The organism is Pseudomonas sp. ABC1, assembly GCF_013395055.1.
GTDB lineage: Bacteria > Pseudomonadota > Gammaproteobacteria > Pseudomonadales > Pseudomonadaceae > Stutzerimonas.
Window position 1 is genome coordinate 408,057 of the sequence record NZ_CP058349.1, and the last position, 26,222, is coordinate 434,278.

25 protein-coding genes are annotated in these 26,222 nt (G+C 63.3%); 13 read left to right on the plus strand and 12 right to left on the minus strand.

Annotated features, from left to right (window positions below):
• Positions 1 to 144 precede the first annotated feature (144 nt).
• The 4 genes from HW090_RS01575 (at position 145) to HW090_RS01590 (ending at position 5,558) form a co-directional block, all read left to right on the plus strand.
• On the plus strand, positions 145 to 1,227 hold the full coding sequence (locus HW090_RS01575) for a DUF5610 domain-containing protein (RefSeq protein WP_179111827.1): 1,083 nt from the start codon (positions 145 to 147) through the stop codon (positions 1,225 to 1,227).
• A 99-nt stretch (positions 1,228 to 1,326) separates the two neighbouring features.
• Positions 1,327 to 1,851: a sigma-70 family RNA polymerase sigma factor gene (locus HW090_RS01580; protein ID WP_179111828.1), complete on the plus strand. Its 525-nt coding sequence runs from the start codon at positions 1,327 to 1,329 to the stop codon at positions 1,849 to 1,851.
• The gene (locus tag HW090_RS01585) at positions 1,852 to 2,811 is read left to right on the plus strand and encodes a FecR domain-containing protein (protein ID WP_179111829.1); all 960 of its coding nucleotides are present in this window, start codon (positions 1,852 to 1,854) and stop codon (positions 2,809 to 2,811) included.
• Positions 2,812 to 3,137: 326 nt separating this feature from the next.
• Positions 3,138 to 5,558 carry a TonB-dependent siderophore receptor gene (locus HW090_RS01590; RefSeq protein WP_179111830.1) on the plus strand — a complete coding sequence of 807 codons (2,421 nt, stop codon included), beginning with the start codon at positions 3,138 to 3,140 and terminating at the stop codon, positions 5,556 to 5,558.
• 74 nt (positions 5,559 to 5,632) lie between these two features.
• On the opposite strand, the gene HW090_RS01595 is transcribed toward HW090_RS01590, so the two are convergent.
• The 4 genes from HW090_RS01595 to HW090_RS01610 all read right to left on the minus strand — a co-directional run bounded on the left by HW090_RS01595 (position 5,633) and on the right by HW090_RS01610 (position 10,046).
• Positions 5,633 to 7,480, minus strand: a complete 1,848-nt coding sequence (locus HW090_RS01595) for a family 2A encapsulin nanocompartment cargo protein cysteine desulfurase (RefSeq protein ID WP_179111831.1) — start codon at positions 7,478 to 7,480, stop codon at positions 5,633 to 5,635.
• Complete coding sequence (locus HW090_RS01600; protein WP_179111832.1) at positions 7,455 to 8,387, minus strand: family 2A encapsulin nanocompartment shell protein; 933 nt, start codon at positions 8,385 to 8,387, stop codon at positions 7,455 to 7,457. The genes HW090_RS01595 and HW090_RS01600 overlap by 26 nt, the downstream gene beginning before the upstream one ends.
• 51 nt (positions 8,388 to 8,438) lie before the next feature.
• The gene (epsC, locus tag HW090_RS01605; protein WP_179111833.1) at positions 8,439 to 9,395 is read right to left on the minus strand and encodes a serine O-acetyltransferase EpsC; all 957 of its coding nucleotides are present in this window, start codon (positions 9,393 to 9,395) and stop codon (positions 8,439 to 8,441) included.
• A 129-nt stretch (positions 9,396 to 9,524) separates the two neighbouring features.
• On the minus strand, positions 9,525 to 10,046 hold the full coding sequence (locus HW090_RS01610; protein ID WP_179111834.1) for a rhodanese-like domain-containing protein: 522 nt from the start codon (positions 10,044 to 10,046) through the stop codon (positions 9,525 to 9,527).
• A 318-nt stretch (positions 10,047 to 10,364) separates the two neighbouring features.
• Between HW090_RS01610 and oscA the strand changes: the two genes are divergently transcribed.
• From oscA to HW090_RS01640, 6 genes are all read left to right on the plus strand, one after another.
• Complete coding sequence (gene oscA, locus HW090_RS01615; RefSeq protein ID WP_179111835.1) at positions 10,365 to 10,550, plus strand: sulfur starvation response protein OscA; 186 nt, start codon at positions 10,365 to 10,367, stop codon at positions 10,548 to 10,550.
• A 112-nt stretch (positions 10,551 to 10,662) separates the two neighbouring features.
• Positions 10,663 to 11,664, plus strand: coding sequence for a sulfate ABC transporter substrate-binding protein (locus HW090_RS01620; RefSeq protein ID WP_179111836.1), 1,002 nt, complete (start codon positions 10,663 to 10,665; stop codon positions 11,662 to 11,664).
• Positions 11,665 to 11,733: 69 nt separating this feature from the next.
• Positions 11,734 to 12,546 carry a sulfate ABC transporter permease subunit CysT gene (gene cysT / locus HW090_RS01625; RefSeq protein ID WP_179111837.1) on the plus strand — a complete coding sequence of 271 codons (813 nt, stop codon included), beginning with the start codon at positions 11,734 to 11,736 and terminating at the stop codon, positions 12,544 to 12,546.
• 16 nt (positions 12,547 to 12,562) lie between these two features.
• Complete coding sequence (gene cysW / locus HW090_RS01630; protein ID WP_179111838.1) at positions 12,563 to 13,429, plus strand: sulfate ABC transporter permease subunit CysW; 867 nt, start codon at positions 12,563 to 12,565, stop codon at positions 13,427 to 13,429.
• A 46-nt stretch (positions 13,430 to 13,475) separates the two neighbouring features.
• The gene (locus HW090_RS01635) at positions 13,476 to 14,474 is read left to right on the plus strand and encodes a sulfate/molybdate ABC transporter ATP-binding protein (protein WP_179111839.1); all 999 of its coding nucleotides are present in this window, start codon (positions 13,476 to 13,478) and stop codon (positions 14,472 to 14,474) included.
• A gap of 258 nt (positions 14,475 to 14,732) precedes the next feature.
• Positions 14,733 to 16,130 carry an MATE family efflux transporter gene (locus HW090_RS01640; protein WP_179111840.1) on the plus strand — a complete coding sequence of 466 codons (1,398 nt, stop codon included), beginning with the start codon at positions 14,733 to 14,735 and terminating at the stop codon, positions 16,128 to 16,130.
• On the opposite strand, the gene HW090_RS01645 is transcribed toward HW090_RS01640, so the two are convergent.
• On the minus strand, positions 16,099 to 16,854 hold the full coding sequence (locus tag HW090_RS01645; RefSeq protein ID WP_179111841.1) for a sulfite exporter TauE/SafE family protein: 756 nt from the start codon (positions 16,852 to 16,854) through the stop codon (positions 16,099 to 16,101). The two genes, HW090_RS01640 and HW090_RS01645, sit on opposite strands and share 32 nt — an antisense overlap.
• 109 nt (positions 16,855 to 16,963) lie before the next feature.
• Between HW090_RS01645 and HW090_RS01650 the strand changes: the two genes are divergently transcribed.
• Together HW090_RS01650 and tsaA are read left to right on the plus strand one after the other, a co-directional pair.
• Entirely contained in the window at positions 16,964 to 17,923 is a 960-nt protein-coding gene (locus tag HW090_RS01650; protein ID WP_179111842.1) for a LysR family transcriptional regulator, read from the plus strand.
• Positions 17,924 to 17,971: 48 nt separating this feature from the next.
• Positions 17,972 to 18,676 carry a tRNA (N6-threonylcarbamoyladenosine(37)-N6)-methyltransferase TrmO gene (tsaA, locus tag HW090_RS01655; protein WP_179114786.1) on the plus strand — a complete coding sequence of 235 codons (705 nt, stop codon included), beginning with the start codon at positions 17,972 to 17,974 and terminating at the stop codon, positions 18,674 to 18,676.
• Between the two features lie 510 nt (positions 18,677 to 19,186).
• Here tsaA and HW090_RS01660 read toward each other — a convergent pair.
• The 7 genes from HW090_RS01660 to HW090_RS01690 all read right to left on the minus strand — a co-directional run bounded on the left by HW090_RS01660 (position 19,187) and on the right by HW090_RS01690 (position 25,319).
• Entirely contained in the window at positions 19,187 to 21,718 is a 2,532-nt protein-coding gene (locus HW090_RS01660) for a penicillin acylase family protein (RefSeq protein ID WP_179111843.1), read from the minus strand.
• 95 nt (positions 21,719 to 21,813) lie between these two features.
• Entirely contained in the window at positions 21,814 to 22,281 is a 468-nt protein-coding gene (locus HW090_RS01665; protein WP_256930716.1) for a DUF2489 domain-containing protein, read from the minus strand.
• Positions 22,271 to 22,459: an SEC-C metal-binding domain-containing protein gene (locus HW090_RS01670; RefSeq protein WP_179111845.1), complete on the minus strand. Its 189-nt coding sequence runs from the start codon at positions 22,457 to 22,459 to the stop codon at positions 22,271 to 22,273. Before HW090_RS01670 ends, HW090_RS01665 begins: the two co-directional genes overlap by 11 nt.
• Positions 22,460 to 22,464: 5 nt before the next feature.
• Positions 22,465 to 22,962: an LEA type 2 family protein gene (locus HW090_RS01675; RefSeq protein WP_179111846.1), complete on the minus strand. Its 498-nt coding sequence runs from the start codon at positions 22,960 to 22,962 to the stop codon at positions 22,465 to 22,467.
• Between the two features lie 91 nt (positions 22,963 to 23,053).
• Positions 23,054 to 24,055 carry a beta-N-acetylhexosaminidase gene (nagZ, locus tag HW090_RS01680; RefSeq protein ID WP_179111847.1) on the minus strand — a complete coding sequence of 334 codons (1,002 nt, stop codon included), beginning with the start codon at positions 24,053 to 24,055 and terminating at the stop codon, positions 23,054 to 23,056.
• Positions 24,056 to 24,063: 8 nt separating this feature from the next.
• Complete coding sequence (locus HW090_RS01685; RefSeq protein ID WP_179114787.1) at positions 24,064 to 24,588, minus strand: L,D-transpeptidase; 525 nt, start codon at positions 24,586 to 24,588, stop codon at positions 24,064 to 24,066.
• 23 nt (positions 24,589 to 24,611) lie between these two features.
• Positions 24,612 to 25,319 carry a TetR/AcrR family transcriptional regulator gene (locus tag HW090_RS01690; RefSeq protein WP_179111848.1) on the minus strand — a complete coding sequence of 236 codons (708 nt, stop codon included), beginning with the start codon at positions 25,317 to 25,319 and terminating at the stop codon, positions 24,612 to 24,614.
• Between the two features lie 281 nt (positions 25,320 to 25,600).
• Here HW090_RS01690 and lexA point away from each other — a divergent pair, with 281 nt between their 5' ends.
• The gene (gene lexA / locus HW090_RS01695; protein WP_179111849.1) at positions 25,601 to 26,215 is read left to right on the plus strand and encodes a transcriptional repressor LexA; all 615 of its coding nucleotides are present in this window, start codon (positions 25,601 to 25,603) and stop codon (positions 26,213 to 26,215) included.
• The last annotated feature ends 7 nt before the right edge of the window (positions 26,216 to 26,222 follow it).

Consider the following 26,222-nt stretch of genomic DNA (forward strand, 5'->3'; position numbering starts at 1 on the left):
CTTCTTGCCCATGCTCGGCCGGTTTGTATCACATCGCGGCAAGCGGTGGCCGCACATCCGACCTTCCGCCGATCGCCCACATTAAAGTTCCCTGCATCGCCGCCGCCAACATGGCAACGTCCGTCTACATTTCGGTATAGCCCTATGAGCCTGTTGTCCTCCCTGTCCAGCCCTTCGAGCAGCGCCGCGGCCCTCTACAAGGCACAGAGCACCCCGACAGCCGCCAACGCCCAGCAGACACTGACCAATCGCATCGCCGAACGCCTCGGCCTGCAACCGGGCAGCCTGGGCGGGCAAGCCAGTGACTACACCCCGGAGAAAGTCGCCGAGCGTGTCGTCGGTTACGCCGAACGCGCGTTGCAGCGCGAGAGTGCCGCAGGCGCCAGCCCGGAACGCCTGGAATACGTACTCGGCCAGATCCGCAAGGGCGTGGACAAGGGCATCGGCGAGGCCAAGGACATACTCGACAGCCTCGGCGTGCTGCAAGGCAAGGTCGCCAGCGATATCGAAGACACCTACTCGCGTATCCAGACCGGGCTCGACTCGTTGCAGAAGGACTACGCCCAGACGACTGGCGCCAGCAACCTGATCCAGGCCTCCACCAGCCAGCGCTTCGCCGCACAGGCTTCGAGTTTCGAACTCTCGGTGACCACCCGCGACGGCGACCTGCTGCGCATCTCCATCGCCCAGTCGTCAGCGGCCTGGAGCCAGAGCACTAGCAGCAGCGGGCGCAGCGAACAGGGCTTCCTGCAGATCAGCGGCCTGCAGGTCAGCGTCGAAGGCGAACTGGATGACGAGGAAAAAGCCGCGCTGGAGAAACTGCTGGGACAGGTCAGCGAACTGTCGGACCGTTTCTTCTCGGGTGACCTCGACGGTGCCTTCGACCAGGCCCTGGCACTGGAACTCGACGGCGAGCAGCTCTACTCCATGTCGCTGCAACTGACCCAGACCAGCGTGCGCCTGGCCACCGACACCTACAGCAGCGTCGCCGGCAACAGCGGCGACGGCCAGGCCATCAGTGCCGTCAACCCGGCCCTGAAGGAATATGCCCAGGGCCTGCTGGAAGCCCTGCACAGTGCCAATAGCCTGCTGCTCAACGGTAAGGAAAGCCTCGAACGCCTGCTCTCCGGCGTGATGAGCACCGACGAGCGATTCGATGCGCCAGCCCTGGAAAAAGCCGAGAAGCTCAACAGCACGCTCCTGCAAGGCCAGCAGAGCGAGGTCTGATACACGCCGGCACACAACCGCAAGGCATGCGCCCATGCCTTGCGGGCCGGAGCGGGTCGAATCTAGAATGATTATCATCTTATCGATCCCGAGATCGCCATGCATGCGTCAAGGCCGCCGTCCGGCTCTCCTCTCACCGAACTCTATCGCAACAACCACCGCTGGCTGATCAACTGGCTGCGCTCGCGTACCGGCTGCAGCGAGCTGTCCGCCGACCTGGCCCAGGACACCTTCCTGCGCATCCTCAAGAACGAAGACAGCATCGGTTCAATCCGTGAGCCGCGCAGCTACCTGGCGACCATCGCGCGGCGCATGATGATCGACCATTTCCGCCGCGACAGGCTGGAACGTGCCTGGCTCCAGGTGCTCAGCGAACAACCCGAGCACTACGCCATTTCCCCCGAGGAACAGACCCTGCTGCTGGAAACCCTGCAAGCGCTGGACAGTATGCTGGCCGGGCTCGGCCGGCAGGTGCGCCAGACCTTCATCCTCTCGCAACTCGAAGGCCTGCCTTACCAGCGCATCGCAGAAACCCTCGGCATCTCGCTGGCCACCGTCAACCGCAACATGGCCAAGGCCGCACAGCACTGCATGCTCTACGCCCTGCAAGCAGAAGAGCACTAGATGCCCCCTCTCAGTGAAGAACAGCAAGCGGCACTGGCCAGGGCCGCACACTGGTTCAGCCGCCTGCACAGCGAAGACCTCAGCGCCACCGAGCGCCAACACTGGCAGGCCTGGCATGACGGCAGCCCGCTCAACGCCTGGGCCTGGCAGCAGGCGGAGCGCTTGCAGCAACGCCTGAGCGGCGCCCCGCTCCAGGCGGGACGAACCCTGGCACTGGCAGGCGAACGCCGCACCACCGAACGCCGCTCACTGCTCAAGGGCATCGCCCTGTTGCTCGGCACCGGTGGGCTGGGTTGGGGCGGCTACCGCCAGGGCAGCTTCGACGCCTGGTTGAGCGACCTGCACACGGCCAGCGGCGAGCGCCTGTCGCACAGCCTGCCCGACGGCAGCCAGTTGCACCTCAACAGCGCCAGCACCGTGGATGTTCGCTACGACAGCCAGCAGCGCCTGCTGGAACTGCGCCGGGGCGAGATCATGCTGGCCAGCGCCACCGACCCGGCAGGCCGCCCGCTACGCGTACGCACCGCACAAGGCACGGTGCGGGCACTGGGCACGCGCTTCTCGGTACGCTGCCTGGACGACGGGCAGACCCGGGTGGCCGTCCACCAGCACAGCGTCGAAATCACCCCCAGCGACGGCCAGCCGGTACGCCTGGAGAGCGGCAACCAGGCAATCTTCGACCGCAGCGGCATCCTCCGGCAGACTGCCGTTGTCCCTGGCCAGGATGCCTGGCAGCAGAACCAGTTGATCGTCAACGACTGGCGCCTGGACGACTTCATCACCGAACTCGCGCGCCATCGCCGTGGCTGGCTGCGCTGCGCCCCCGCCGTGGCGCAGTTGCGTATCAGCGGCACCTTCGACCTGCGCGATACCGAGCAGATCCTGCGCGCCCTGGCATCTTCGTTGCCGGTGCGGATCGAACGGCGCACGGACTACTGGATCAGCGTCGTGGGGCGCTGACGTACATCGCATCGCGAACCCGACGCCCCTCCAGGCAACACGCATGAATACATCCCTGTAGCTCTACCCCACTCGTCGTTCCCGCGCAGGCGGGAACCCAGGTGCGCGGGCTTATGGCCAACGAGCCTTTTCCACAGTCATCACCAAAGACAGTGGTACGGATACCCGCAGGCAAGAGCACGATCCCGCGCCGCATGCAGCAGATCCGCTGGAAAATTCGTAGAAACGGATTTTTTCAGTGAGGATGATATTTTTTCACGTTCTCGTTCGACCCATGAAGGCGGACAGCATCCCGCCGCCTGCCAACCAGAAGAGAAACCGTCGAAATGAGAAAGCCCCTGCCGGCCACCGCCCGGATCAACCCGCTACCTGCTGCCATCCGCCGTGCCCTGCTCTGCTCCAGCCTGCTGCTGAGCCCTGCCCTGGTGCATGCACAGGACGCCGTGCGGCACTACCAACTGCCGCAGGAAGCATTGAGCCAGTCCCTGACCCGTTTCGCCGCCGAAGCCGGCGTGGTGCTGTCGTTCGATGCCAGGCTGACGCAGGGACTGAGCAGCAATGGCCTGCGCGGCGAGTACGACATCGCCTCCGGGCTGCGGCAACTGCTGGCCGGCAGTGGCCTGCAAGCCGTACTGGCGGAACAGGGACGCTACCTGCTGCTCCCGATCAACTCATCTGAAAACGCTCTGGAACTGAGTGCCACCAATGTCGTCAGCAACCAGCTCGGTACCATTACCGAAGGCAGTGGTTCCTACGCAGCCGTTACCATCGCAACAGCAACCCGCCTGGTATTAACGCCCCGGCAAACACCGCAAACCATCACTGTCTCGACACGGCAATACATGGATGATTTCGGGCTCAACGGAATCGACGATGTCATGCGCCGCACGCCGGGGGTCAGTGTAGGCACCTACGACAGCGAACGGACGTTCTACTACTCTCGCGGCTTCACCATCCAGAACTTCCAGTACGACGGAATCCCGACCCTCAGGGACGACGCCTATTCATCTGGCGCCACCTTGAGCGATACCTCGATCTACGACCGCATAGAAGTGATCAAGGGCGCCTCCGGCCTGCTGTCCGGTGCGGGCGCTCCTGGAGCAACGATCAATCTGGTACGCAAGAAACCCACCCGAGAGTTTGCCGGTCACGCTTCCCTTGGTGTGGGTTCGTGGGACAACTATCGCAGTGAGCTGGATATCTCCGGCCCCCTGACGGCATCGGGCAACATCCGCGGACGAGCCGTTACCGCCTACAACGACAAGCATTCGTTCCAGGACCATTACGAGCGCAAGACCAGTACCTACTACGGCATTCTCGAAATAGACCTCGGCGAGGACACCTTGCTGAGCGTTGGGGCCGACTATCAGGACAACAATCCCAAAGGCTCCAGTTGGGGTGGCATTCCGCTTTATGACAACCGTGGCGACCTGGTCGAGACATCTCGCTCTTTCAATCCAGGCGCTGACTGGAGCGGCTGGGCGCAGTACACCCGCTCAATCTTCACGGCTCTGGAACACAAGTTCAGCAATGGCTGGATCGCCAAAGGCGAGCTGAGTCACAAGATCAACGGCTATCGCGCCGCAATGGGGTCAGCCAGCGGCTCGTATCCTGACCCAGTCACAGGCACCGGCGTTACTATGTTCCATGGCAAATACACGGGAGAAACAAAGAGCGACTCCGTCGAACTGTATGCCCAGGGTCCCTTCCAGTGGCTGGGGCGTGAGCATGATCTGGTCGCCGGAGTCAGTGGCTCCCAAGCCAAGTGGGATGGAAAGGGTTATTACAATAGCGCCTACAACCGCAATGTCAGCGACTTCTACAACTGGAATGGAAACGTTGCGGAGCCTAACTGGGGATCGGCTTTCATGGTCAATGAGCAGACCACCCGCCAGTTGGGCAGCTATATCACCGCACGCTTCAAACCGACCGACGACCTAGCACTGATCCTAGGTAGCAGGCTGGCCAATTACAGCCGTACAGGCGATACAAATTCGCGGGAAACCGGGCGTCTGGTGCCCTATGCCGGTCTGGTCTATGACCTCAACGACACCTACTCGGTCTATGCCAGCTATACCACCATATTCAATCCGCAATCAAAGCTGGACCGGAACCAGAAAGCACTGGAGCCGGATACCGGCGACAACTATGAACTCGGGCTGAAGGGGGAATACTTCGAGGGCAGACTCAACGCCAGCCTGGCCTACTTCGAAGTGCATCAGGACAATCGGGCCGAAGCCGACACCGCATACAACAGCAACCCTGTCCACCCTGGGCTGACCTACGCCTATGAAGGCGTCAAGGCCAAGACCAAAGGGTACGAGCTGGAAATATCAGGGGAATTGGCAACGAACTGGCAAGTCCAGGCAGGTTATGTACACAAGACCATCCACGGCACTGGTAACAAGAAGCTGTCGACCTGGGAACCTGAGGATCAGTTGAGCATCCACACCAGCTACAAACTCTCGGGCGCTCTGGATGACCTGACGCTCGGCGGCGGCGCCCGCTGGCAGAGCAAGGCCTGGCAGAGCGTCACCAACCCCGTGCGCGGCACAGAAAACGTGACCCAGAGCGCCTATTGGCTGCTAGACCTGATGGCCCGCTACCGCATCAGCGAAAACCTGTCGACCACCTTGAATATGAACAATGTCCTAGACAAGAAGTACTACACCAATATCGGCTTCTACAATTCCATCTACTACGGCGAACCACGCAACCTAATGCTGACTACTCGCTACGATTTCTGATCCTGGCGATACCCCCGCAAAAGCGCAAAAGGCCGGCAGGAAACCCTGTCGGCCTTTTGCTTTTCAACACCGACTCAACCGCGTCGGCTACTGCCCTTGGCACGGGCCAGCCGGCGCACCGTATCCACCAGCAGGTCGACTTCACCCACGGTGTTGTAGAACGCCAGTGACGGGCGCACCGTTGCCTCCACGCCGAAGCGGCGCAGGATCGGCTGCGCGCAGTGGTGCCCAGAACGCACCGCGATACCCTCGCGGTTGAGCGCCGCGCCCACCTCTTCGGTGCGGTAGCCGTCGAGGACGAACGACAGCACGCTGGCCTTGTGGGCCGCCGTGCCGATCAGGCGCAGGCCGGGAATGGAAGACAGGCCGCGGGTGGCATAGACCAGAAGGTCATGCTCGTAGCGGTAGATGTTCTCCAACCCGATGCGGTCGACGTAGTCCAGCGCCGCGCCCAGCCCCACCGCGTCGGCGATGTTGCCGGTACCGGCCTCGAAACGCGCCGGCGCCGGTTGGAACTGGGTGTGCTCGAAGGTCACGTCGGCAATCATGTTGCCGCCACCCTGCCAGGGCGGCAGCGTGTCGAGCAGGTCCTTCTTGCCGTAGACCACGCCGATACCGGTCGGCCCGAACACCTTGTGCCCGGAGAACACGAAGAAGTCCGCATCCAGCGCCTGCACGTTGACGCGCATGTGGGACACCGACTGCGCGCCATCGATCAGCACCCGCGCACCGGCCGCATGCGCCAGGGCGATGATCTCCTGCACCGGCGTCACCGTGCCCAGCGCGTTCGACACCTGGGTGACGGAGACCAGCCGCGTCCTCGAGTTGAGCAGCTTGGCGTACTCCTCGAGGATGATCTGTCCGCTGTCGTCCACCGGGATCACCCGCAGCTTCGCCCCCACTTCCTTGGCCAGCAACTGCCAGGGCACGATGTTGGCATGGTGCTCCAGGTTGGAGACGATGATCTCGTCCCCCGCGCCGATGTACTTGCGCCCGAAGGTGTTGGCGATCAGGTTGATCCCCTCGGTGGCGCCGCGCACAAAGATGATCTCGCTGCTCGACCGTGCCCCGAGAAAACGGGTCGCACTGTTGCGTGCCCCCTCGTAGGCGTCGGTCGCCCGTGCCGCCAGTTCATGCGCGGCGCGGTGGATATTGGAGTTCTCGTGCTCGTAGAAGTAGCTGATGCGGTCGATCACCACCTTGGGCTTCTGCGTGGTCGCGGCATTGTCGAACCAGACCAGCGGCTTGCCGTTGACCCGCTCCGCGAGGATCGGAAAATCACGGCGCACCGCCTGTACGTCCAGCCCGCCCGTGCTGGCGGCCTGTGGCTGCCCCGAGCGCTCCGGCGCCTTCTCGATACCTGGCGCATGCCCGGCATCGTCGAGAAAGTAAAACTGCCCGCCTGATCCGCGTGACGACGGGTTCGCCGACGCATTCCTGGGTTCGCTGATGATCGACTGCAGGATATCGCCCAGCGCATCACCGCCCGGCAATGCATAGGGCTGCGCGTCGATACGGCTTTCCTGCGCAGGCACGGCCTCTCCCGCCGATGCGGCCGGGTAGCCGGCCCCGTCTCCGGTGAAGTAGTAAGGCGATGCCGGTGCTGGCGCACCGCCACCGGCCGGTGCCACGGTCGCAGCCCCCGGATAGACCTGGGGAATCGCAGCGGTATAGGCCTGCGGCGAACCAAGGTCCAGACCATCGGCGACGCCCGCCGGCGGTGTCGCCTGGAGCGGCGCTTCATGCGGCAGCGAGGCCGGCGCAGAGGCTGGCACGCCGTTCGGTTGCGGCGTACCGCCACCGGGCAGGCTGGAGAACAGCTCGTTGGCCAGTTGCGTCAGCACGCCAAGGTCCGGCAGCCCGGCGGGTGCGGAAGCATCCGGCAGGGCCTGGGGATTACTTGTAAGTGTCTGGATAGTCATGGTACTTGCCGACCTCCACGTCATCGAGCACTGCCAGAGCATCCTCGGTCAGCACTGCCAGCGAGCAGTACAGCGAGATCAGGTAGGAGGCGATAGCGTTGCGGTTGATGCCCATGAAGCGGACGGACAGGCCTGGGCTCTGCTCGCCGGCGACACCCGGCTGGTACAGGCCGATCACGCCCTGGCGCTTGTCGCCCACGCGCAGCAGCAGGATCTTGGTCTTGCCTTCGTCGTCGAACGGAACCTTGTCCGAAGGAATCAGCGGCAGCCCGCGCCAGGTCAGGAACTGCGCACCGAACAGGCTGACGGTGGGTGGCGGCACGCCACGACGGGTGCACTCGCGACCGAAGGCGGCGATGGCCAGCGGGTGGGCGAGGAAGAAAGCCGGCTCCTTCCAGACCTTGGCGATCAGTTCATCCAAGTCGTCCGGGGTCGGCGCGCCGGTCAGGGTGGAGATGCGTTGGGCCGGGTCGACGCTGGCCAGCAACCCGTACTCGGGGTTGTTGATCAGTTCGCTTTCCTGGCGCTCCTTGATCGTCTCGATGGTCAGGCGCAGTTGCTCGCGAATCTGATCGTGCGGGCTGCTGTAGAGATCGGAAACGCGGGTGTGAACATCCAGAATGGTGGTCACGGCGTTGAGGAAGTACTCACGCGGCTGCGCGTCATAATCGACGAACGTCTGCGGCAGCACCGACTCATCGCGCTGGGTGCAGGCCACCTGCACGTTGAGCGGGTTCTTCACCTGGTTCAGGCGGAAGATGCCCGCCTCGACCGGTGTCCATTGCAGCAGGTGCACCAGCCAGCGCGGCGTGATGGTGGAAAGTTGAGGGACGGTTTTTGTCGCATTGGCGAGTTGGCGCGCAGCGCTGTCGCCCAACGCCAGGCGTACATCCTGGTTGTCGGCCATGAATAGCTCCAGATGAGTTCGATTCGTGGGGCCGGGATGGTTCGTCGACGACTACCCCACGTTGCCCACCTGGTTTTGTATGCTCGCCTGGGTGACGTTGCTGCCTTTGGGCACGCTGCGCGTCAACCAGACATTTCCACCGATGGTGGACCCCTCACCGATGGTGATGCGCCCGAGGATGGTTGCCCCAGCGTAGATCACTACATCGTTCTCAACGATAGGATGCCGCAATTGTCCTTTGAGCAGTTGACCTGAGTCATCCGACTCGAAACGCTTGGCCCCCAGGGTAACGGCCTGATAGATGCGCACGCGGTCGCCGATTATGGCGGTCTCGCCGATCACCACGCCAGTCCCATGGTCGATGAAAAAGCTTTCGCCGATACGCGCCCCCGGATGGATGTCGATACCGGTCGCCGAATGCGCCAGTTCCGAGATCATCCGTGCCACCAGCGGCAGGCCGGCGTTGTACAGATGATGGGCCAGGCGATGGTGGATCACGGCCAGGATGCCCGGGTAGCACAGCAACACCTCATCGACGCTGCGCGCCGCCGGATCGCCGTGGTAGGCGGCCAGTACGTCGGTGTCCAGCAGTCGGCGCAAACCGGGCAGGGCTTCGGCGAAATCCCGCACGATGGTCCGCGCCTGCTCATGGATACCCAGGCTCGCCTCGGGCTCGCCAGCGCGCTGCCGCGCGGCATGGCGCAATTCGAGACGAACCTGCACTAACAGGCTGTTGAGTGCGGCATCCAGGGTATGTCCGACGTAGAAGTCCTCGCTTTCCTGGCGCAGGTCGTGCGGCCCCAGGCGCATCGGGAACAAGGCTCCCGAAAGGTTCTCGACGACCTGCCCGACCGCGGCCCGCGACGGCAGTTCGCGCCCGCCCGGCTCCTGGCTGCGTCCGGTACTGCTGCGCCAGGCCCTGCGCGCCTCGCGCAGTTCGCCAACGATACGATCCAGTTGCCACAGATTCGCCACGGGTGGCTGCTTCGAATTCAGCTCATCACTCATCATCAGGCCCATCGGGCAGGCTCGCGGCAGCGCCGCGGCCTCGCCTCGTATAGAAACTATCCGGAAAAGCAGGCGCATGGCCTGCCGGGGTGGTTTGGATATTACGCGCCGCTCAGGTGCATGTCGCCATCAGTCCTGAACCCAGGGCAACTCCCAGTGCCGCCAGCCGCCCGAGTCGCCGCGCTGCTGCTGGGCATCGAGATCGCCCTCGAAACCCTCCAGCACATTGAATACATGCTCGAAACCGGCTGCTGTCGCCGCCCGGGCCGCCGCCGCCGAACGCTTGCCGCTGCGGCACAGCAGCACCAGGACCTTGTCGCGCCCGGCCCGGCTTTCCAGCTCACGCAGAAAGCGCGGGTTCTTGATCATTGCCGGGCCGCTTTGCCAGGCGATATGCAGGCTGTTGGGAACCCTGCCGACGTACTTGAGTTCTTCCGCGGTGCGGACATCGATCAGCGTCGCCGCGCCCGCCTCCACCAGCGCCCAGGCCTCGGGTGGATAAAGGCTGCCGGCATAGCCGACGCCATCCGCTTCTGCCCTGGCCCGTCCCCTGGCCAGGAGCGCCTCGGCGGAAAGCGCGGACGCTTCCTGCACGCTCTCCGGGCGTTGGGTGGTAATGGTGGGGTTTGTTGTCACTGCTAGGGCTGGCATGGCATGTCCTCTAGTTGGCTAGTCGGGGCTGGCAGTTCGCTGCCATACCTAATGGATGGCTACTCTATGCCGCCTTGGACATGGCAAAAAATAATTAATATTTTTATTTAAATTCCAAAATGGAATAAAAGCCACTCCCGATCCACCTCGGAAAGACGGTGGCTCGCCATCCTTGATCCCAACGACCAGACAAAACAAAAAAGAATATGAACATTATTAAATATTCTTTTAAAGAATAACCTTGCTTGATCAATAATCCGCACCAAGCTCAGGCAACGACTGGCCGGAGCAGAAACCCGGTCAATGGAGCCAAGAGTTATGAGCGCACCCCTACGAAGCGTCGACGGTCAGGATCAGGCAGCACTCCTGAGCGAAATCCAGAACGCTCTGCGCGGCCTTCGTTTCGGTGCGGTGGAGATCACTGTGCACAACGGTCAGGTCGTCCAGATCGAACGCAAGGAAAAGTTCCGCCTGCAGAGCCCTGCCGGCAAGGCAGCCTCCTGAGTCAGGCCCGCGAACACGCCAGACACCAGAGAAGCACCCGTACACCCGCAGGCGGCCCAGCGCCTACCTGCAAGCACTTCGAACTTCTATCTGTCTTCAAGGAGCAACAACCATGAGTATCCGTCGTTTTGCCCTCGCGGCCCTGGCCAGTGCACTCATCGCCGGCCCGGCCACGGCACAGACCCTGCTCAACGTGTCCTACGACCCGACGCGCGAGCTGTATGTGGAATTCAACAAGGCCTTCAACAAACACTGGCAGGCTGAAGGGAACAAACCGCTGACCATTCAGCAGTCCCACGGCGGCTCAGGCAAACAGGCCCGTTCGGTGATCGACGGCCTGCAGGCCGACGTCGTGACCCTGGCGCTGTCCGGCGACATCGACGCACTCAACCTCAACCAGCAACTGATCGACCCGAAATGGCAGTCGCGCCTGGCCGACAACAGCACGCCCTACACCTCGACCATCGTCTTCCTGGTACGCAAGGGCAACCCGAAGAACATCAAGGACTGGGATGACCTGGTCAAGAGCGGTGTGGAAGTCATCACACCGAACCCGAAAACCTCCGGTGGCGCACGCTGGAACTTCCTCGCCGCCTGGGCCTATGCCCGCGAGAAATTCGGCAGCGAGGAAAAAGCCCTGGAGTTCGTGACCGAGCTGTACCGTCACGCCCCGGTACTGGACACCGGCGCCCGTGGCTCGACCATCAGCTTCGTGCAGCGTCAACTGGGCGATGTCCTGCTGGCCTGGGAAAACGAAGCCTATCTGTCGCTGCAGGAAGAAGGCGGCGACCAACTGGAAATCGTTACCCCGTCCCTGTCCATCCTGGCCGAACCGCCGGTGGCCGTGGTCGACCGCAACGTCGATCGCAAGGGCACCCGCAAGGTGGCCGAAGCCTACCTGCAGTACCTCTACAGCGAAGAAGGCCAGCGTATCGCGGCCAAGAACTTCTACCGCCCACGCAATGCCGAAGTGGCGGCGGAGTTCAAGGATCAGTTCAAGGATCTGAAACTGGTTACCATCGACAAGGACTTCGAGGGCTGGTCAAAAGCACAGCCCAAGTACTTCGACGACGGCGGTGTGTTCGACCAGATCTTCAACAAGATCAACCAGTAACCGCAATGTGCGCCAGGCCCCTCCATGCGAGGGGCCTGGCCTGTGAAACCCTGACCAAAGGACTCGCCAATGTCGCGTCGAACTTCCCCGGTCATACCCGGCTTCGGGCTGACCCTGGGTTACACGATCACCTACCTGGCCCTGATCGTGCTGATCCCGCTGGGCGCCATGTTCGTCTACTCCCTGCAACTCAGCCTGGACCAGTGGTGGAACCTGATCACCAGTCGCCAGGTACTGTTCTCCCTCAAGCTGTCCTTCGGCACCGCCCTGTTCGCGGCCCTGCTCAACGGCATCCTCGGCACCGTCATCGCCTGGGTGCTGGTGCGCTACACCTTCCCCGGCCGGCGCATCATCGATGCCATGGTCGACATGCCTTTCGCACTGCCCACCGCAGTCGCCGGCATCGCCCTGACCGCGCTCTATGCCCCCAACGGCATGATCGGCTCGCTGTTCCCGTTCAAGATCGCCTACACCCCACTGGGCATCACCCTGGCGCTGGTGTTCGTGACGCTGCCGTTCGTGGTGCGCACCCTGCAACCGGTACTGGCCGACTTTCCGCGTGAAGTGGAAGAAGCTGCCGCCTGCCTGGGCGCCAAGCCTTTGCAGGTGTTCTGGCACGTCCTGCTGCCCAGCCTGCTGCCCGCCTGGATCACCGGCTTTGCCCTGGCGTTCGCGCGCGGCGTCGGCGAATACGGCTCGGTGGTGTTCATCGCCGGCAACATTCCGTTGAAGACGGAAATCCTGCCGCTGCTCATCGTCTCCAAGCTCGATCAGTACGACTATCCCGGCGCCACCGGTATCGGCGTACTGATGCTGGTCGTCTCGTTCATCATGCTGCTGCTGATCAACCTGTTGCAGCGCCGCATCCAGCCCGCCATCTAGAGCCGAGGAGACAAGCATGAGTCTTGCAACATTGCGCAAGGACACCACGCGCGCCGGCGCCCAGCGCTCGCCAGCGGCCATCGCGCTGATCGCCCTGGCCTGGCTGGTTTTCGCGGTCATCCTGCTGCTGCCGCTGTACATCGTCGTCACCCAGGGCCTGCAACGCGGGCTGGACTTCTTCTGGGAGGCCATCACCGAACCGGACGCCATCTCGGCGCTGAAACTGACGCTGCTGGCCACCGCCATCTCGGTCCCGCTCAACCTGGTGTTCGGTGTGGCCGCGGCCTGGGCCGTGACCAAGTTCGAGTTCCGCGGCAAGAGCCTGCTGATCACCCTGATCGACATGCCCTTCTCGGTTTCGCCAGTGGTCGCCGGCCTGATCTACGTGCTGCTGTTCGGCGCCCAGAGCAAACTGGCGCCATTCCTCGACACGCACAACCTGCAGATCGTCTATGCCGTACCGGGCATCGTACTGGCGACCATCTTCGTCACCTTTCCCTTCGTCGCCCGGGAGCTGATCCCGCTGATGGAAGAACAAGGCACCCAGGAAGAGGAAGCCGCCCGCCTGCTCGGCGCCAATGGCTGGCAAATGTTCTGGCATGTCACCCTGCCCAACGTAAAATGGGCGCTGGTTTACGGCGTGGTGCTCTGTACCGCCCGTGCGATGGGCGAATTCGGTGCGGTATCGGTGGTTTCCGGACACATTCGCGGCTACACCAACACCTTGCCGCTGCACATCGAAATCCTCTACAACGAGTACAACATCGTCGCTGCATTCAGCGTGGCTATCCTGCTGCTCATCATGGCCCTGGTCGTGTTGCTGCTTCGCCAATGGAGCGAAGCGCGTCTGAGCCGGGCGCTCAAGGCCAACAAAGACGACTGAGCCCCTAATAGCCATACAGACCAGGTTTTTCGAGAGTACGACGTCCATGAGTATCGAAGTCAAAGGTATCAACAAGCAGTTCGGCAATTTCAAGGCGCTGAACGATATCAACCTGAACATCCAGAGCGGCGAGCTGGTCGCCCTGCTCGGCCCATCCGGTTGCGGCAAGACCACCCTGCTGCGCATCATCGCTGGCCTCGAGCAGCCCGACACCGGCAGCATCGTCTTCCACGGCGAAGACGTCTCCGAGCATGACGTGCGCGATCGCAAGGTCGGCTTCGTGTTCCAGCACTACGCGCTGTTCCGCCACATGACCGTGTTCGACAACGTCGCCTTCGGCCTGCGCATGAAGCCCAAGGGCGAGCGCCCGAACGAAACCACGATCAAGAAGAAAGTCCACGACCTGCTCGACCTGGTGCAACTGGACTGGCTGGCCGACCGCTACCCGGAGCAACTCTCCGGTGGCCAGCGCCAGCGCATCGCCCTGGCCCGCGCCCTGGCGGTGGAGCCCAAGGTACTGCTGCTCGACGAACCCTTCGGTGCCCTCGACGCCAAGGTGCGCAAGGAGCTGCGCCGCTGGCTGGCACGCCTGCATGAAGAAGTGCACCTGACCAGCGTGTTCGTCACCCATGACCAGGAAGAAGCCATGGAAGTCGCCGACCGTATCGTGGTGATGAACAAGGGTGTGGTCGAGCAGATCGGCTCGCCGGGCGAGGTCTACGACAAGCCGGCCAGCGACTTCGTCTATCACTTCCTCGGCGATGCCAACGAACTGAAGACCGAGGAAGGCCAGCAACTGCTCTTCCGCCCCCATGAAGTGTCGCTGTCGCGCCTGCAACTGAGCGGCTACCTGGCCGGCGAAGTGCGCGATATCCGCCCACTGGGGGCGATCACCCGGGTCACCCTGAAGGTGCCGGCGCATGAGCAACTGATCGAAGCCGAAGTGGCCAAGGATCACCAGAGCCTCGATGGCCTGGTGCGTGGCGAGACGCTGTACATCAAGCCGAACGCCAACGTCATCAGCGCCGCCGGGCAGCCTGCCTGAGCCCCCAGGCGTGGCCCTCCCAGGGCCACGCCTGCCAACCACCCTGCCCTGACTACGATCCCGTAGCCTGGGCCGAGCGCAGCGATACCCAGGGCATTGCAGACAATGCCCACGCCCTTCCGGCAGGAAAAACAACGGTTATCCCAAGGCAATGGAAACCATCCCGGCAAAGCCCTCGCCTCCCTGATTTCTGCACTACTTTCTGCCCTGCGTGAAGCGGCGTAGACTGCCCGGCCTTTCTTGTTCCGGACACCAGCAATGCCCAGCGGCTCCAGACTCGGGCGCATTCGCAACGAATTGCGCGCCCTGTTCGCCATCGCCATTCCCATGATGATCGCCCAGCTCGCGACCACCGCCATGGGCTTCGTCGACACCATCATGTCCGGGCGAGTCAACGCCCATGAACTGGCTGCCGTGGCACTGGGCAACTCGGTCTGGGTACCGATGCTGCTGATGATGAACGGCATCATCCTCGCCACCACCGCCACCGTCGCGCAGTACTTCGGCGCCCGGCAGAACGACCGCATCGGCCCACTGGTGCGTCAGTCGCTGTGGATGGGCTTCGGCATCGGCCTGCTCTGCACGCTGATCATGTGGAATGCCCATCCCCTGCTGCGTGTCATGGGCGTGCAACCTGACCTGATCGACACCAGCATGAGCTACCTGCGCGCGGTCGCCTGCGGCTTCCCCGCCATGGGCCTCTACCAGGTCCTGCGCAGCTACAGCGATGGCCTCGGGTATTCACGGCCAAGCATGGTGATCGGCATTCTCGGCCTGCTGCTGAACATCCCGCTGAACTACATCTTCATCTACGGCAAGCTCGGAATGCCGGCGCTCGGCGCCGTCGGCTGCGGCTGGACCACCGCGCTGGTGATGTGCTCGATGCTGGCGGGCATGCTGTTCTGGGTGCGCCGCTCCGGGTACTATGCCGAATCAGGCCTGTTCACTCGCTTCGAATGGCCGCGCTGGGCACAGCTTGCGCCGTTGCTGGCACTGGGCACGCCCATCGGTATCGCGGTATTCGCCGAAGTGAGTATCTTCTCGGTGATCGCCCTGCTGATCGGCAGGTTGGGTGAAACCGTCATCTCCGGGCACCAGATATCCCTGAGCTTCACCTCGCTGATCTTCATGATCCCACTGTCGCTGGGCATGGCCATCACGGTGCGCGTGGGCCAGTCGCTCGGCCGTGGCGCACCACACGATGCGCGCTTCATCGCGGGCCTGGGCATCGTCACCAGCCTAGTCTACGCCTGCTTCTCCGCCACCGGCATGCTGCTGTTCAGCGAACCGATCGCGCGTATCTACAGCACCGACCCGGCGGTAATCGCCATCGCTTCGGGACTGTTCCTGTATGCCGCGCTGTTCCAGTTCTCGGATGTCGTACAGGTAACGGCCGCCGGTGCCCTGCGCGGTTATCAGGACACACGCATGACCATGATCTTCACCCTGTTCGCCTACTGGCTGATCGGCCTGCCGATCGGCTACGTGCTGGGCCTGACCGACTGGTTCGGCCCGGCCAGCGGGCCGGCGGGCTTGTGGCAGGGCCTGATCGCCGGCCTGAGCTGTGCAGCCGTGCTGCTGGGGCTGCGCCTGCGCTACAGCGCGCGCAAGGCCATCCGCCGGCTCAGGTCTCCAGCGCCAGCAATACCGCACTGACCACCAGGAAACCGCTGAACAGCACCCGCAGCAGCGACTCCGGCAGCGAATGCGCCAGGCGCACGCCAAGGCTGATACTCAGCAATCCGCCCACCGCCAGCGGCAGCCCCAGCAGCCAGTTGACCTGGTCATGCAGGGCATAGGTGACCAGCGTGACGCTGGTGCTGGGGATCGCCAGGGCCAGCGACAGGCCCTGCGCGACCACCTGGCTGGCGCCGAAGATACTGGTCAGCACGGGCGTCGCCAGAACCGCACCGCCAACGCCGAACAGTCCCCCCAGCGCACCCGCCCATGCACCCAGCAGGCTCAGCCAGGGCCAGCCGTATTTCAGCTCGCCACTGCCCGCCGCGCTACGCAGCAAGGCCCGCAATGCGCTGTACAACGCCAGGACCAACAAGAACACGATAAATGCCCAGCGCATCTGCCCGGCATCCAGGGACAGCGCGTAATAAGCGCCGACGATGGCGAAGCAGAAACTGGTGACCGCCAGGGCCGCGGCCTGGCGCAGGTCGATACGGTTGCGCTGGTGATAACGCCAGACCGCCAGCAATACATTGGGCACCACCATCACCAGGGCCGTGCCCTGTGCCAATTGCTGGTCCAGACCGAACAACACGCCCAGCACGGGAATCGCGATCAGGCCACCGCCGATCCCGAACAGACCGCCCAGGGTTCCCAGGGCCAGGCCCAGCAACAGGTTCAACGCGATATCGAGCACAGCCATGATCAGCCCCTGGAAGGAAAGGCCGCCATCCTACCCACGGGGCGCTGGCGTGCCTATGGCATAAGCGAGCAAAATGGCTGTGCATGAAACGCACAAGAGAACCTCCACCATGCAACCAGACCGACTGGCCAGCCAGCTCCAGCTGTTTCTCGACATACTCGACCACGGCAGCTTTTCAGCCACGGCCCGGCTGCATGCCCTGACGCCCTCGGCTGTGGCTCGTCGTATGGACGCCCTGGAGCAATCCCTCGGTTATCGCCTGTTCAACCGCACGACCCACGTCGTCAAACCGACGAGCGCGGCCCAGGCCTTCGCCATCCGGGCCAGGCGCATCATCCACGAACTCAACCTGGCGCGGATGGAAAGCGGTCAACTGGACGATGCGCCCCAGGGCAACATCCGTATCGATGCCCCGGCGCCGTTCGGACGCCGGCACCTGGCACCGGCGCTCGCCGAATTCCTCACGCTCTATCCGCAGGTGGATATCCAGCTGCAATTGATCGACAGCTTCATCGACCTGCAAGGCGAACACCTGGGGCAAGTCGACCTGGTGCTGCGCATCGGGCCGCTGGCAGACACGCGCCTGGTGGCGACACCGCTCGCGCCCATGATCCGGGTCGTGTGCGCCAGCCCCGCCTACCTCGAACGCCGTGGCCTCCCCGAAACACCGGATGACCTGTGCCAGCACGACGGTATCGACTGGGACACCCTCGCACCACCGCAGGCCTGGCGCTTCGAACGCGCGGGCAAGACCTACACCTCCCGCCCCGGACGCATGCGCCTGCAGGCCAACAATGCCGAAGCCCTGCTCTGCGGCGCCCTCGCCGGGCTGGGTATCGCCCACCTGCCGACCTGGCTGATCAGCGAACACCTGCTGCGCGGTGAACTGCTGCCACTGTTCTGCCAGGACGGGCTGCCCGCCACCGAGGCCAGCGGCGTCTACGCCCTGCGCCTGACCCGCGAAGCCAACGCACGCAGCCATCTGCTGCTGAATTTCCTGAAGAACCGCTTCGGCCCCGTGCCGCCCTGGGATAGGTCGCTGCGCGAGCGTTTCCCGACACGAGGCTGAACCCTGCGGGCTGGTAAGATGCGCGCGGAATACCACCTGGCCCCGATCATGTCCTACTCCGTTTCCCCCATCGGCTTCATGCGCTCCTGCTTCCGGGAGAAATTCGCCATCCCGCGCCAGCCGCAACTCGCCCCGGCCGCACGCGGAACGCTGGAACTCATTCCCCCTTACGACCAGCCACAAGCCCTGCAGGGGCTGGAAGAGGTCAGTCACGTCTGGCTGCTGTTCCTGTTCCACCAGGCACTCGAAGAGCAACCGCGCCTGCGCGTCAGGCCACCGCGCCTGGGGGGCAACCGGATGCTCGGGGTCTTCGCCAGCCGGGCGACGCACCGTCCCAACGGCATCGGGCAATCGGTGGTGCGGCTGGAGGCAGTGGAAGCGGGACGCCTGCACCTGTCCGGCATCGACCTGCTGGACGGCACCCCCGTGCTGGACATCAAGCCCTACGTGCCCTACGCGGACGCCCTGCCCGACGCACGCAACACCATCGCCAGCCAGGCGCCGGAATGCATCGAGGTGCAATGGGCGCCCGGCATCCTGCAACGCGCCCAGGCCGAAAGCCTGCGACTCGGCCAGCCCTTCACCGAACTGGTGGAGCAATGCCTGGCCCAGGACCCGCGCCCGGCCTACCAGCACCCCGATCCAGAACGGCGCTATGGCACGTTGTTCTGGGATGTGTCCGTGCGCTGGCATTACCCCAGCCCGGACCGGATCTGCGTGATCGAGATCGAGCGGCAAACTGCGAACCCGTGATGGCGGAGCATCACTTGGGCAACACTACACAGAGCTGTGCGTACGGGCTCGAGAGACTGTTACCTCTACCGGCCAATCTCACGATGTGAACGGTTGCAACCGGATTGGCAATTTTGTATCTGGTCTATCGAGTGCACCGCGTGACCTTGGGTGCAGCGCCTCTGTGCGAATGCCAGGTGGCGGGACGGGGCACGCATGAATACATCCCTATAGCTCTACGCCGCCATCCTTGGCGGCGAAGGCCCCGTCCCGCCACCTGGCACCCGCACAGCCATCTTTGGTGGTGACTGTAGGAAGAAATGTGTCGGTCATAAGCCTGCGCACCTGGGCACCCGCCTGCGCGGGAGCGACGGGTATCGGTGTTTTTTCCTATGGCCACTTCGGGATTGCAACACCGCGACCATCAAGGCAATGCAATTGCTTTTATGCTCAAGAGGCCACTCACTTGCCAATCCGGTCGCAATCTTTTGTATAGCGCGATTGCCCTGATCACCTCCGCTCGCTATCGGCTCACTTCGCCGGAGTCAGCAGCAAGCGCTTACTGCCGTAGACCTTGTCGATGTTCTCCGACTTGAATGGGAAGCTCATGTACTGGGCCCGACGCCAGGCTTCGATGCCGTCGCCATAGTGCGGGCTGGCCGGGTTGCCCGATTGCCCGCTGCTGTTCAGGCCGATCAGGGGCTCGTCGCGGTTGAAGTCGACCACGATGCGCATGGCCGGAATCAGCCAGGTATCGAAGTCCTGCCCCCAGTGATAGGCCGAGACATTCAGCGTGCTATGGTCCCCGCCCGCCTGGTAGGGGCCACGGTCGAGATAACCGCGAATGGCATTGATGCGGGCACGCTGGGCCGCCGGCATATGCGGTGCGAGCTGCGAGGCATCGCTGGCCCATACATAAGTGTGCGAACGCCCCCAGCGCCAGGCCTTGCGGTCACTGCCCTGCTCACGCTCCAGCAGGCCGACTGCAGCGGCCAGGCTGCGGGCGAGAATCGCCGGTTTGTCTTCCTTGCCAGAGGTACTGCGATCATCCCAGAACGGGCTGTCTTCGCGCCCCAGCAGGTGATCGGCCTGGGCCGAGTAGGACAGGTCGGCCATACGCACGAAAGCCTGCCAGGCCTCGCCGTCCTCCGGACCCAGTTCATCGAGGAATGTCTGCCGGGCGCTCTCGTGCATGAAGGCACTGTAGAGCGCCGCATCGGCGGAGTCCGCCGCCAGCCGGCCATCGAAAGCCAGCAAGCGCGACAGGGCTTCCCGGGCCTTCGCGCGCTGCTCCGCGGGCAAGGCATCGATGGCCTGGCGCAACGGTAGCTGCATGCCCGGAGCCTCGAACATCGCCTTGAGCTTGGCGGCGAAGACCGTGGTCTGGTCGTACTGCATGCCGATCACACTGCGGGTGTCATGCCCGCCCCGGCTGGCCAGTTCCGCCAGGCGCTCGTAGCGCTCCGGGTAGTGCCAGGAGCTGGACAACTGCACGCCGTAGCCACGGTTGACCGTGCGCTGGTTGGCCGTGCCGAGCCAGCCCTGGGCCGGGTCCTGATCGTAGGGGTGCAGCATAGGGTCGGTGTAGCCATCCCAGCCATAACGCGCATCCCAGGCGGGCGACGGCAACAGGCCAAGGCCTTCCTTGCGGTTAGGGTAACGCCCGGTCACCTGCCAGCCGACGCTGCGCTCATCGGCGAACACCAGGTTGAGGGCCATGGCACGGATATCGCGCACCACCTCGAAGGCCTGGTCGACGGAGCCGGCACGGGACAGGTCGAAGAACGCATCGAGGCTGCGGTCGTCGTCGAGCGAAGCGGTTTTCAGCGCCAGGCCATAGCCGGTCTCGACGCGCAGGGGCTGCAAGGGATGCTTGCGCTCCCCCAGCACACTGTTGAGCAGCGGGCCGTTGCGCGTCTCGTGGATGACTTCGCGGACCGGGCGCTGGCCTTTGATGATAAACGTCTCCTGGCGCTGCCGGGCAGGCTGCCACTGTCCATCGGCCAGGTACTGCAACTGCCCGCCCTGCTGACGCAGACGCTCGACGAAGACGTCCTGGGTGTCACCCATGACCATCGTCATGCCCCAGCCGATCTTGCCATTGAAGCCGGCAACCACGGCCGGAATACCCGCGACCGAAACACCTGCCGCCTGGAATTTCGGCGTGCGTATCTGCACGAAATTCCAGTAGGAAGGCATCGCCAGCGGCAGATGGGTGTCATTGGCCATGATCGTGCGTCCGCCACGGGTCTGGCGTCCGGACAGCGCCCAGTTGTTGGAAGCGGCCACCCCCACCATGTTCAGGCGGGCCAGGTCGGCCACGGTGCGGTCGACCTCAACCAGGCCGGCGACGGCCCCCTTGCGCGAAAGGAAATCCAGCTTCTGCGCTTCATCGAAGGGCAATGGTTCATCCGGGTAGATCGGCAGCAACCAGGCCAGCTTCTCGTGGCCGACCTTCTGCGCCAGTACCAGGGCGGCGATTTCTTCCTGCAGGTTGGTCGACAGGCTGAAGTTCAGCAGGCTGAAAATCAGTGCGGAGTCCTCGGGCTTCCAGTACTCGGGTTGATAGCCAGAAGCGTCCAGGTCCATCGGCAATTTGTCCCGGTGCCGGTACAGGTAGGCGTTGACGCCCCGTGCATAAACCTCGAAAAAGCGCTTCATGCGCTCCGACGAATTTCGGTACAGCACGTCGGCGTCCTTGCGCAGGTTGACCGCACGCATGAAGCGGTCGATATCCAGCGCCCCCTCGCCCACCATCTCCGACAGCCGGCCCTGGGCCATCAGGCGCATGCCGACCATCTGGCTCAGGCGATCCGTGGCATGGACATAACCCAAGGCGAACAGCGCATCGTGGAACGACGACGTCTCGATCAGCGGCATACCCAAGGGATTGCGCCGTATGCTGACGTTGCCCCCCAGCCCCTTCAATGGCTGGACACCCTGGGCCGGCGGCAGGCTCGCACGGTAGCGCTGGTCCAGGTACGACTGGCAACCCGCCAGCCCCGCCAGCATCAATGTCGCGCCAAGCGCTATACGAACCAGGGTATGAGCACGAACAGACATCGGTAATTCCTTCGCTATGAAGCAAAAAGTCCATCCACGGAGTGCGCCATGCGCGCCCTACGGTCGCCTTGACCCGTGAGACGTTGAACAGGGTTTCAGGCCGGCAGGGCCTCATCCAGCAACCAGCGCGCGGCCCGGCGAACGTCCTCGCCATGCTGCACGTCCAGTGCATGCAGATCAGCCTCGAACCGCCGCCGCTCGTCACGCCCAAGCGCCTTCCAGGCGGCATGGGTCGGAATGTGCGCGGTGGCGGAGTAAATCTGGTGGAGCACCGCAACCTGCGGGTCGCCCGTCAGAACGGGATCATGGTTATCCAGCAGCACCTTGATGCGAATCGCTCCCTCGATCAACGGTAGCTGCCCCTCCAGCAGACTGGTCGCCAGGATACGCAGATCGGCGGCCAGCACTGCGCGGCGCCGCTGCTGAAGCTGCGTGGCCTGCCGCCGTCGTTGCCAGACCTTGTGCCACAGCCACCCGGCATAGACGGACAAGGCGACGATCAGCAGCAGCGCGGCGCAATAGAGGGAAATGACGAGGGGGGAAGCCGGTGTCTCAGGCACCATGGCACTTCTTGAATTTCTTCTCGCTGCCACACGGGCAAGGGTCGTTGCGGCCGACATCCTTCAGTGGATTGCGGACCGGGTCCTGGGCATGGTTGCAATGCGGGCCGTGCACGTGACCGTGGTCATGGCCATGATCGTGGTTGCAGTCAGGGCCGTGTACGTGGTGCTCGTGGTTCATGCTGTTCACTCCGGAATGAAATTTCCGGGGATTATCTCGCCGCGCCTGGAAATATGCACGCGCCGACCGGACATCAGGCCGATCTTCAACTCGCCATCCAGGCGATAGGCGATGGGCCTGTCGGGCTTCTCCAGCAAGCGCACCACGTATTTCATGTGTCGCCAGAGGTTGGTGTGCACCGGGACATCGTAGTATTCGAAGCCGTTGGCGGGGATCGTCAGCCAGGCGCTGGACTCGCCACTGGTCAGCTCGATGTCGTTCAGGTGCACGGTGTAGATCAAGCCACGCACAGGCAGGCTATGGTCGTTGGGGTTGTCGATGCGAAAACGCAGCAGGAACTCCTGCTCCAGCAAGCGCGCCTTGATCACATCGACCTTGGTGAGCTCGACCTGCGGATCCTCGAATGCCGATGAAAACCAGGTCGAACAGCCGCCGAGGCCGCCAAACAGGCCCAATAGCGCCAACACTCTGAAGAGGTTCGATGTTCGTGCCTGGCAACGCATTCCGGTACTCCAAAAGACGGCTCAGTGTAGCAAGCACAACACTGACCGCAAGGCCCGCCCGTGCGGAATCGAAGCAAAATGCCATCAAATATCAATGCGATATCAGATCGTTCCGGCGCAGCGCATCCAGCGCGCATTGCCAGCGCGGGTCCTGCTTGTAGTCCGGCGCCACCTCGGACCCTCGGCGCATGCGCTGCAAGCGTGGCGACGGCGCCACGGCCTGACGCTGCAAGGCACTCAAAGCCAGCTCGGCCGAAGCACGGTCATTGCACACCAGGCCCATGTCACAACCGGCGCCCAGGGCGGCCAGGATACGCTGCCCGGCATCACCGACCACATGCGCCCCCGCCATCGACAGGTCATCGCTGAAGATCACACCGTCAAAGCCCAGCTCGCCGCGCAGGACATTCTGCAACCAGTGCGACGAGAAACCGGCAGGTCGCTCGTCCACCGCCGGGTAGATCACATGCGCCGGCATCACCGCATCAAGCGTCGTCGCAAGCCGCTGGAACGGTAGCAGGTCATGCTGGCGAATCTCGTCCATGCTGCGCTCGTCGACCGGAATGGCGACATGGGAATCCGCCTCGGCCCAGCCATGCCCCGGAAAGTGCTTGCCCGTAGCCGCCATACCCGCGGCGTGCATGCCTTTGATAAAAGCGCCGGCCAGTTGCGTCGCCGCCAGCGGATCGCCTTCGAAGGCACGCGCCCCGATGACCGCGCTGCGCTGGTGATCCAGGTCCAGGACCGGCGCAAAACTGAAATCGAGACCGACGGACAACACTTCGGTCGCCATCACCCAGCCGCTCAGTTCTGCCAGGGAAAGCGCATCCTCGCAGTCGGCGAAACGGCGCATGGCCGGCAGACGCACGAAGCCCTGGCGCAGACGCTGCACCCGGCCACCTTCCTGATCGACTGCCAGCAGCAGGTCTGGTCGCACCTGGCGAATCGCCCGACTCAGTTCCAGCACCTGGCGCGGGTGCTCGATATTGCGTGCGAACAGAATCAGTCCGCCAACCTGTGGCTGGCGTAACACATGGCGGTCCTCGGCGGTCAGCCAGGTGCCCTCGATATCCAGCATCAAAGAGCCTTGCATAGCGATCCTTAGAAAATGACGGCTTGCTGCGATTGTGGGGGTGCCTGCTCTGCAATCAGAACACGACAATGGGCAGGCACGCGGGGGAACAGCTGCATGATGTCGGCATTGCGCATGCGGATGCAGCCATGGGACAGCGGTACACCCATGGGCTCGGTGTCAGGCGTGCCATGCAGATAGATGTAGCGGCGGAAGGTGTCGACCGCACCCAGGCGATTGACGCCCGGCTCGCAGCCGCTCAGCCAGAGGATCCGCGTCAGGATCCAGTCGCGGCCCGGGAAGGCGGCATGCAGCTCGTCGCTCCACACCTCGCCGGTCCAGCGACGACCACGCAGCACGGCTCCACACGGCAGACCCTCGCCGATCCGGGCACGCACCTGATGCAGGCCCCTCGGCGTACAACCGGAACCATTCGACTCGCCGGCACCGTTGAGGGCCGTCGAGACCGGAAAGCGCGCGCACAGCACGCCCTTGGAAAAACCGTAGAGCATCTGCTCGGTGAGGGAGACATGAAGAAAGTCGAGCATCTGCATCGGGGGAAACACGGCGGGCTCGTTCATCGTTTCTGTGGCATGGCCAGGGCATTGCGACGGACCTTGGGTCCGGCCTCCAGCAGCGCCGGGTCATCCACCCCGCTTTCTGCGCGCATACCCGCCGCGACGAAAGGCACCATCATGCGCATGACCTGCTCGATGGAAACCCGGGCGCCGAAATCATTCTCGGCGATCGCCCGCAGCGCCTTGATACCCGACATGCTGAACGCCACGGTCCCGAGCATGAAATGCACGCGCCAGAACAGCTCTATCGGCGTGATCGTCGGCACGGCGTCGTGTACCCGCATCATGTAGCGGCGGAAAATCTTGCCGTACATATCGTCCAGGTAGCGACGCAGGTGTCCCTGGCTCTGGCTGAACGCCAGGCCGAGCAGGCGCATGAAAATGGACAGGTCATCGCCGCTGCGAGGCTTCACCGACAGCGCCTGCACAACCAGCATCTCCAGCAGGTCTTCGAGCCTGTCCTTCTGGCCGGGCTGCGCCTCGCGTCGATCCAGCTCCTTTTCCAGGCTCATGCAGAATGGCCCGAGAAAACGCGAGAACACCGCCTGGATCAGGGCCTTCTTCGAGCCAAAGTGATAATTCACCGCAGCCAGGTTGACGCCTGCCTTGCTGGTGATCAACCGCAGCGATGTCTCGGCGAACCCTCTCTCCGCGAACAAAAGCTCCGCGGCATCGAGAATGCGCTCAACGGTTTCCGACTGCGCCATGCGCCCTCCAAAGACCAACAACTGTTTGAAACCTACGTTTCGGGCCCGGCCAAGTCAATCATGAAAGCCTGAGGCGCGGATTATAAGCGGATGAAGGCCGGTTTCCGGTAGCCCATCCATCGTCGCGACACAGCGATCTCCAGGTCGTAGACAACAGGCTTATCTCTACAGGCAGCGCCAAAGGCGACTGTACGGTTGCCCAGCACTTTTACCCGAGGGGAATTGCCAAGCGACGATTACTGTATATAATCCCAGTTACTGTACAAAAGGACAGAACGCCCATGATCAAGTTGACGCCCCGCCAGTCGGAAATCCTTGCGTTCATCAAGCGCTGCCTGGAAGAGAACGGCTACCCCCCGACCCGCGCTGAAATAGCCCAGGAGCTGGGGTTCAAATCCCCCAACGCAGCGGAAGAGCACCTCAAGGCCCTGCGCAACAAAGGCGCCATCGAGATGACGCCCGGCGCCTCGCGCGGCATCCGCATTCCCGGCTTCGAGCCAGGCGGCAACGATGCAGAGAGCGGCCTGCCTGTCATCGGTCGCGTCGCAGCCGGTGCACCCATCCTCGCCCAACAGCATGTCGAAGAGTCCTGCCGGATCAATCCCGACTTCTTCCACCCTCGCGCCGACTATCTCCTGCGCGTACGCGGCATGAGCATGAAGGACATCGGTATCTTCGATGGCGACCTGCTGGCCGTCCACACCACACGCGAGGCACGAAACGGCCAGGTGGTGGTGGCGCGCATCGATGACGAAGTCACGGTGAAGCGCTTCAAGCGCGAAGGCAGCAAGGTCTGGCTGATCGCAGAAAACCCTGATTTCGCCCCGATAGAGGTCGACCTGGAACAACAGGAACTGACCATAGAAGGCTTGAGCGTCGGCGTGATTCGCCGCTGATAGGAGG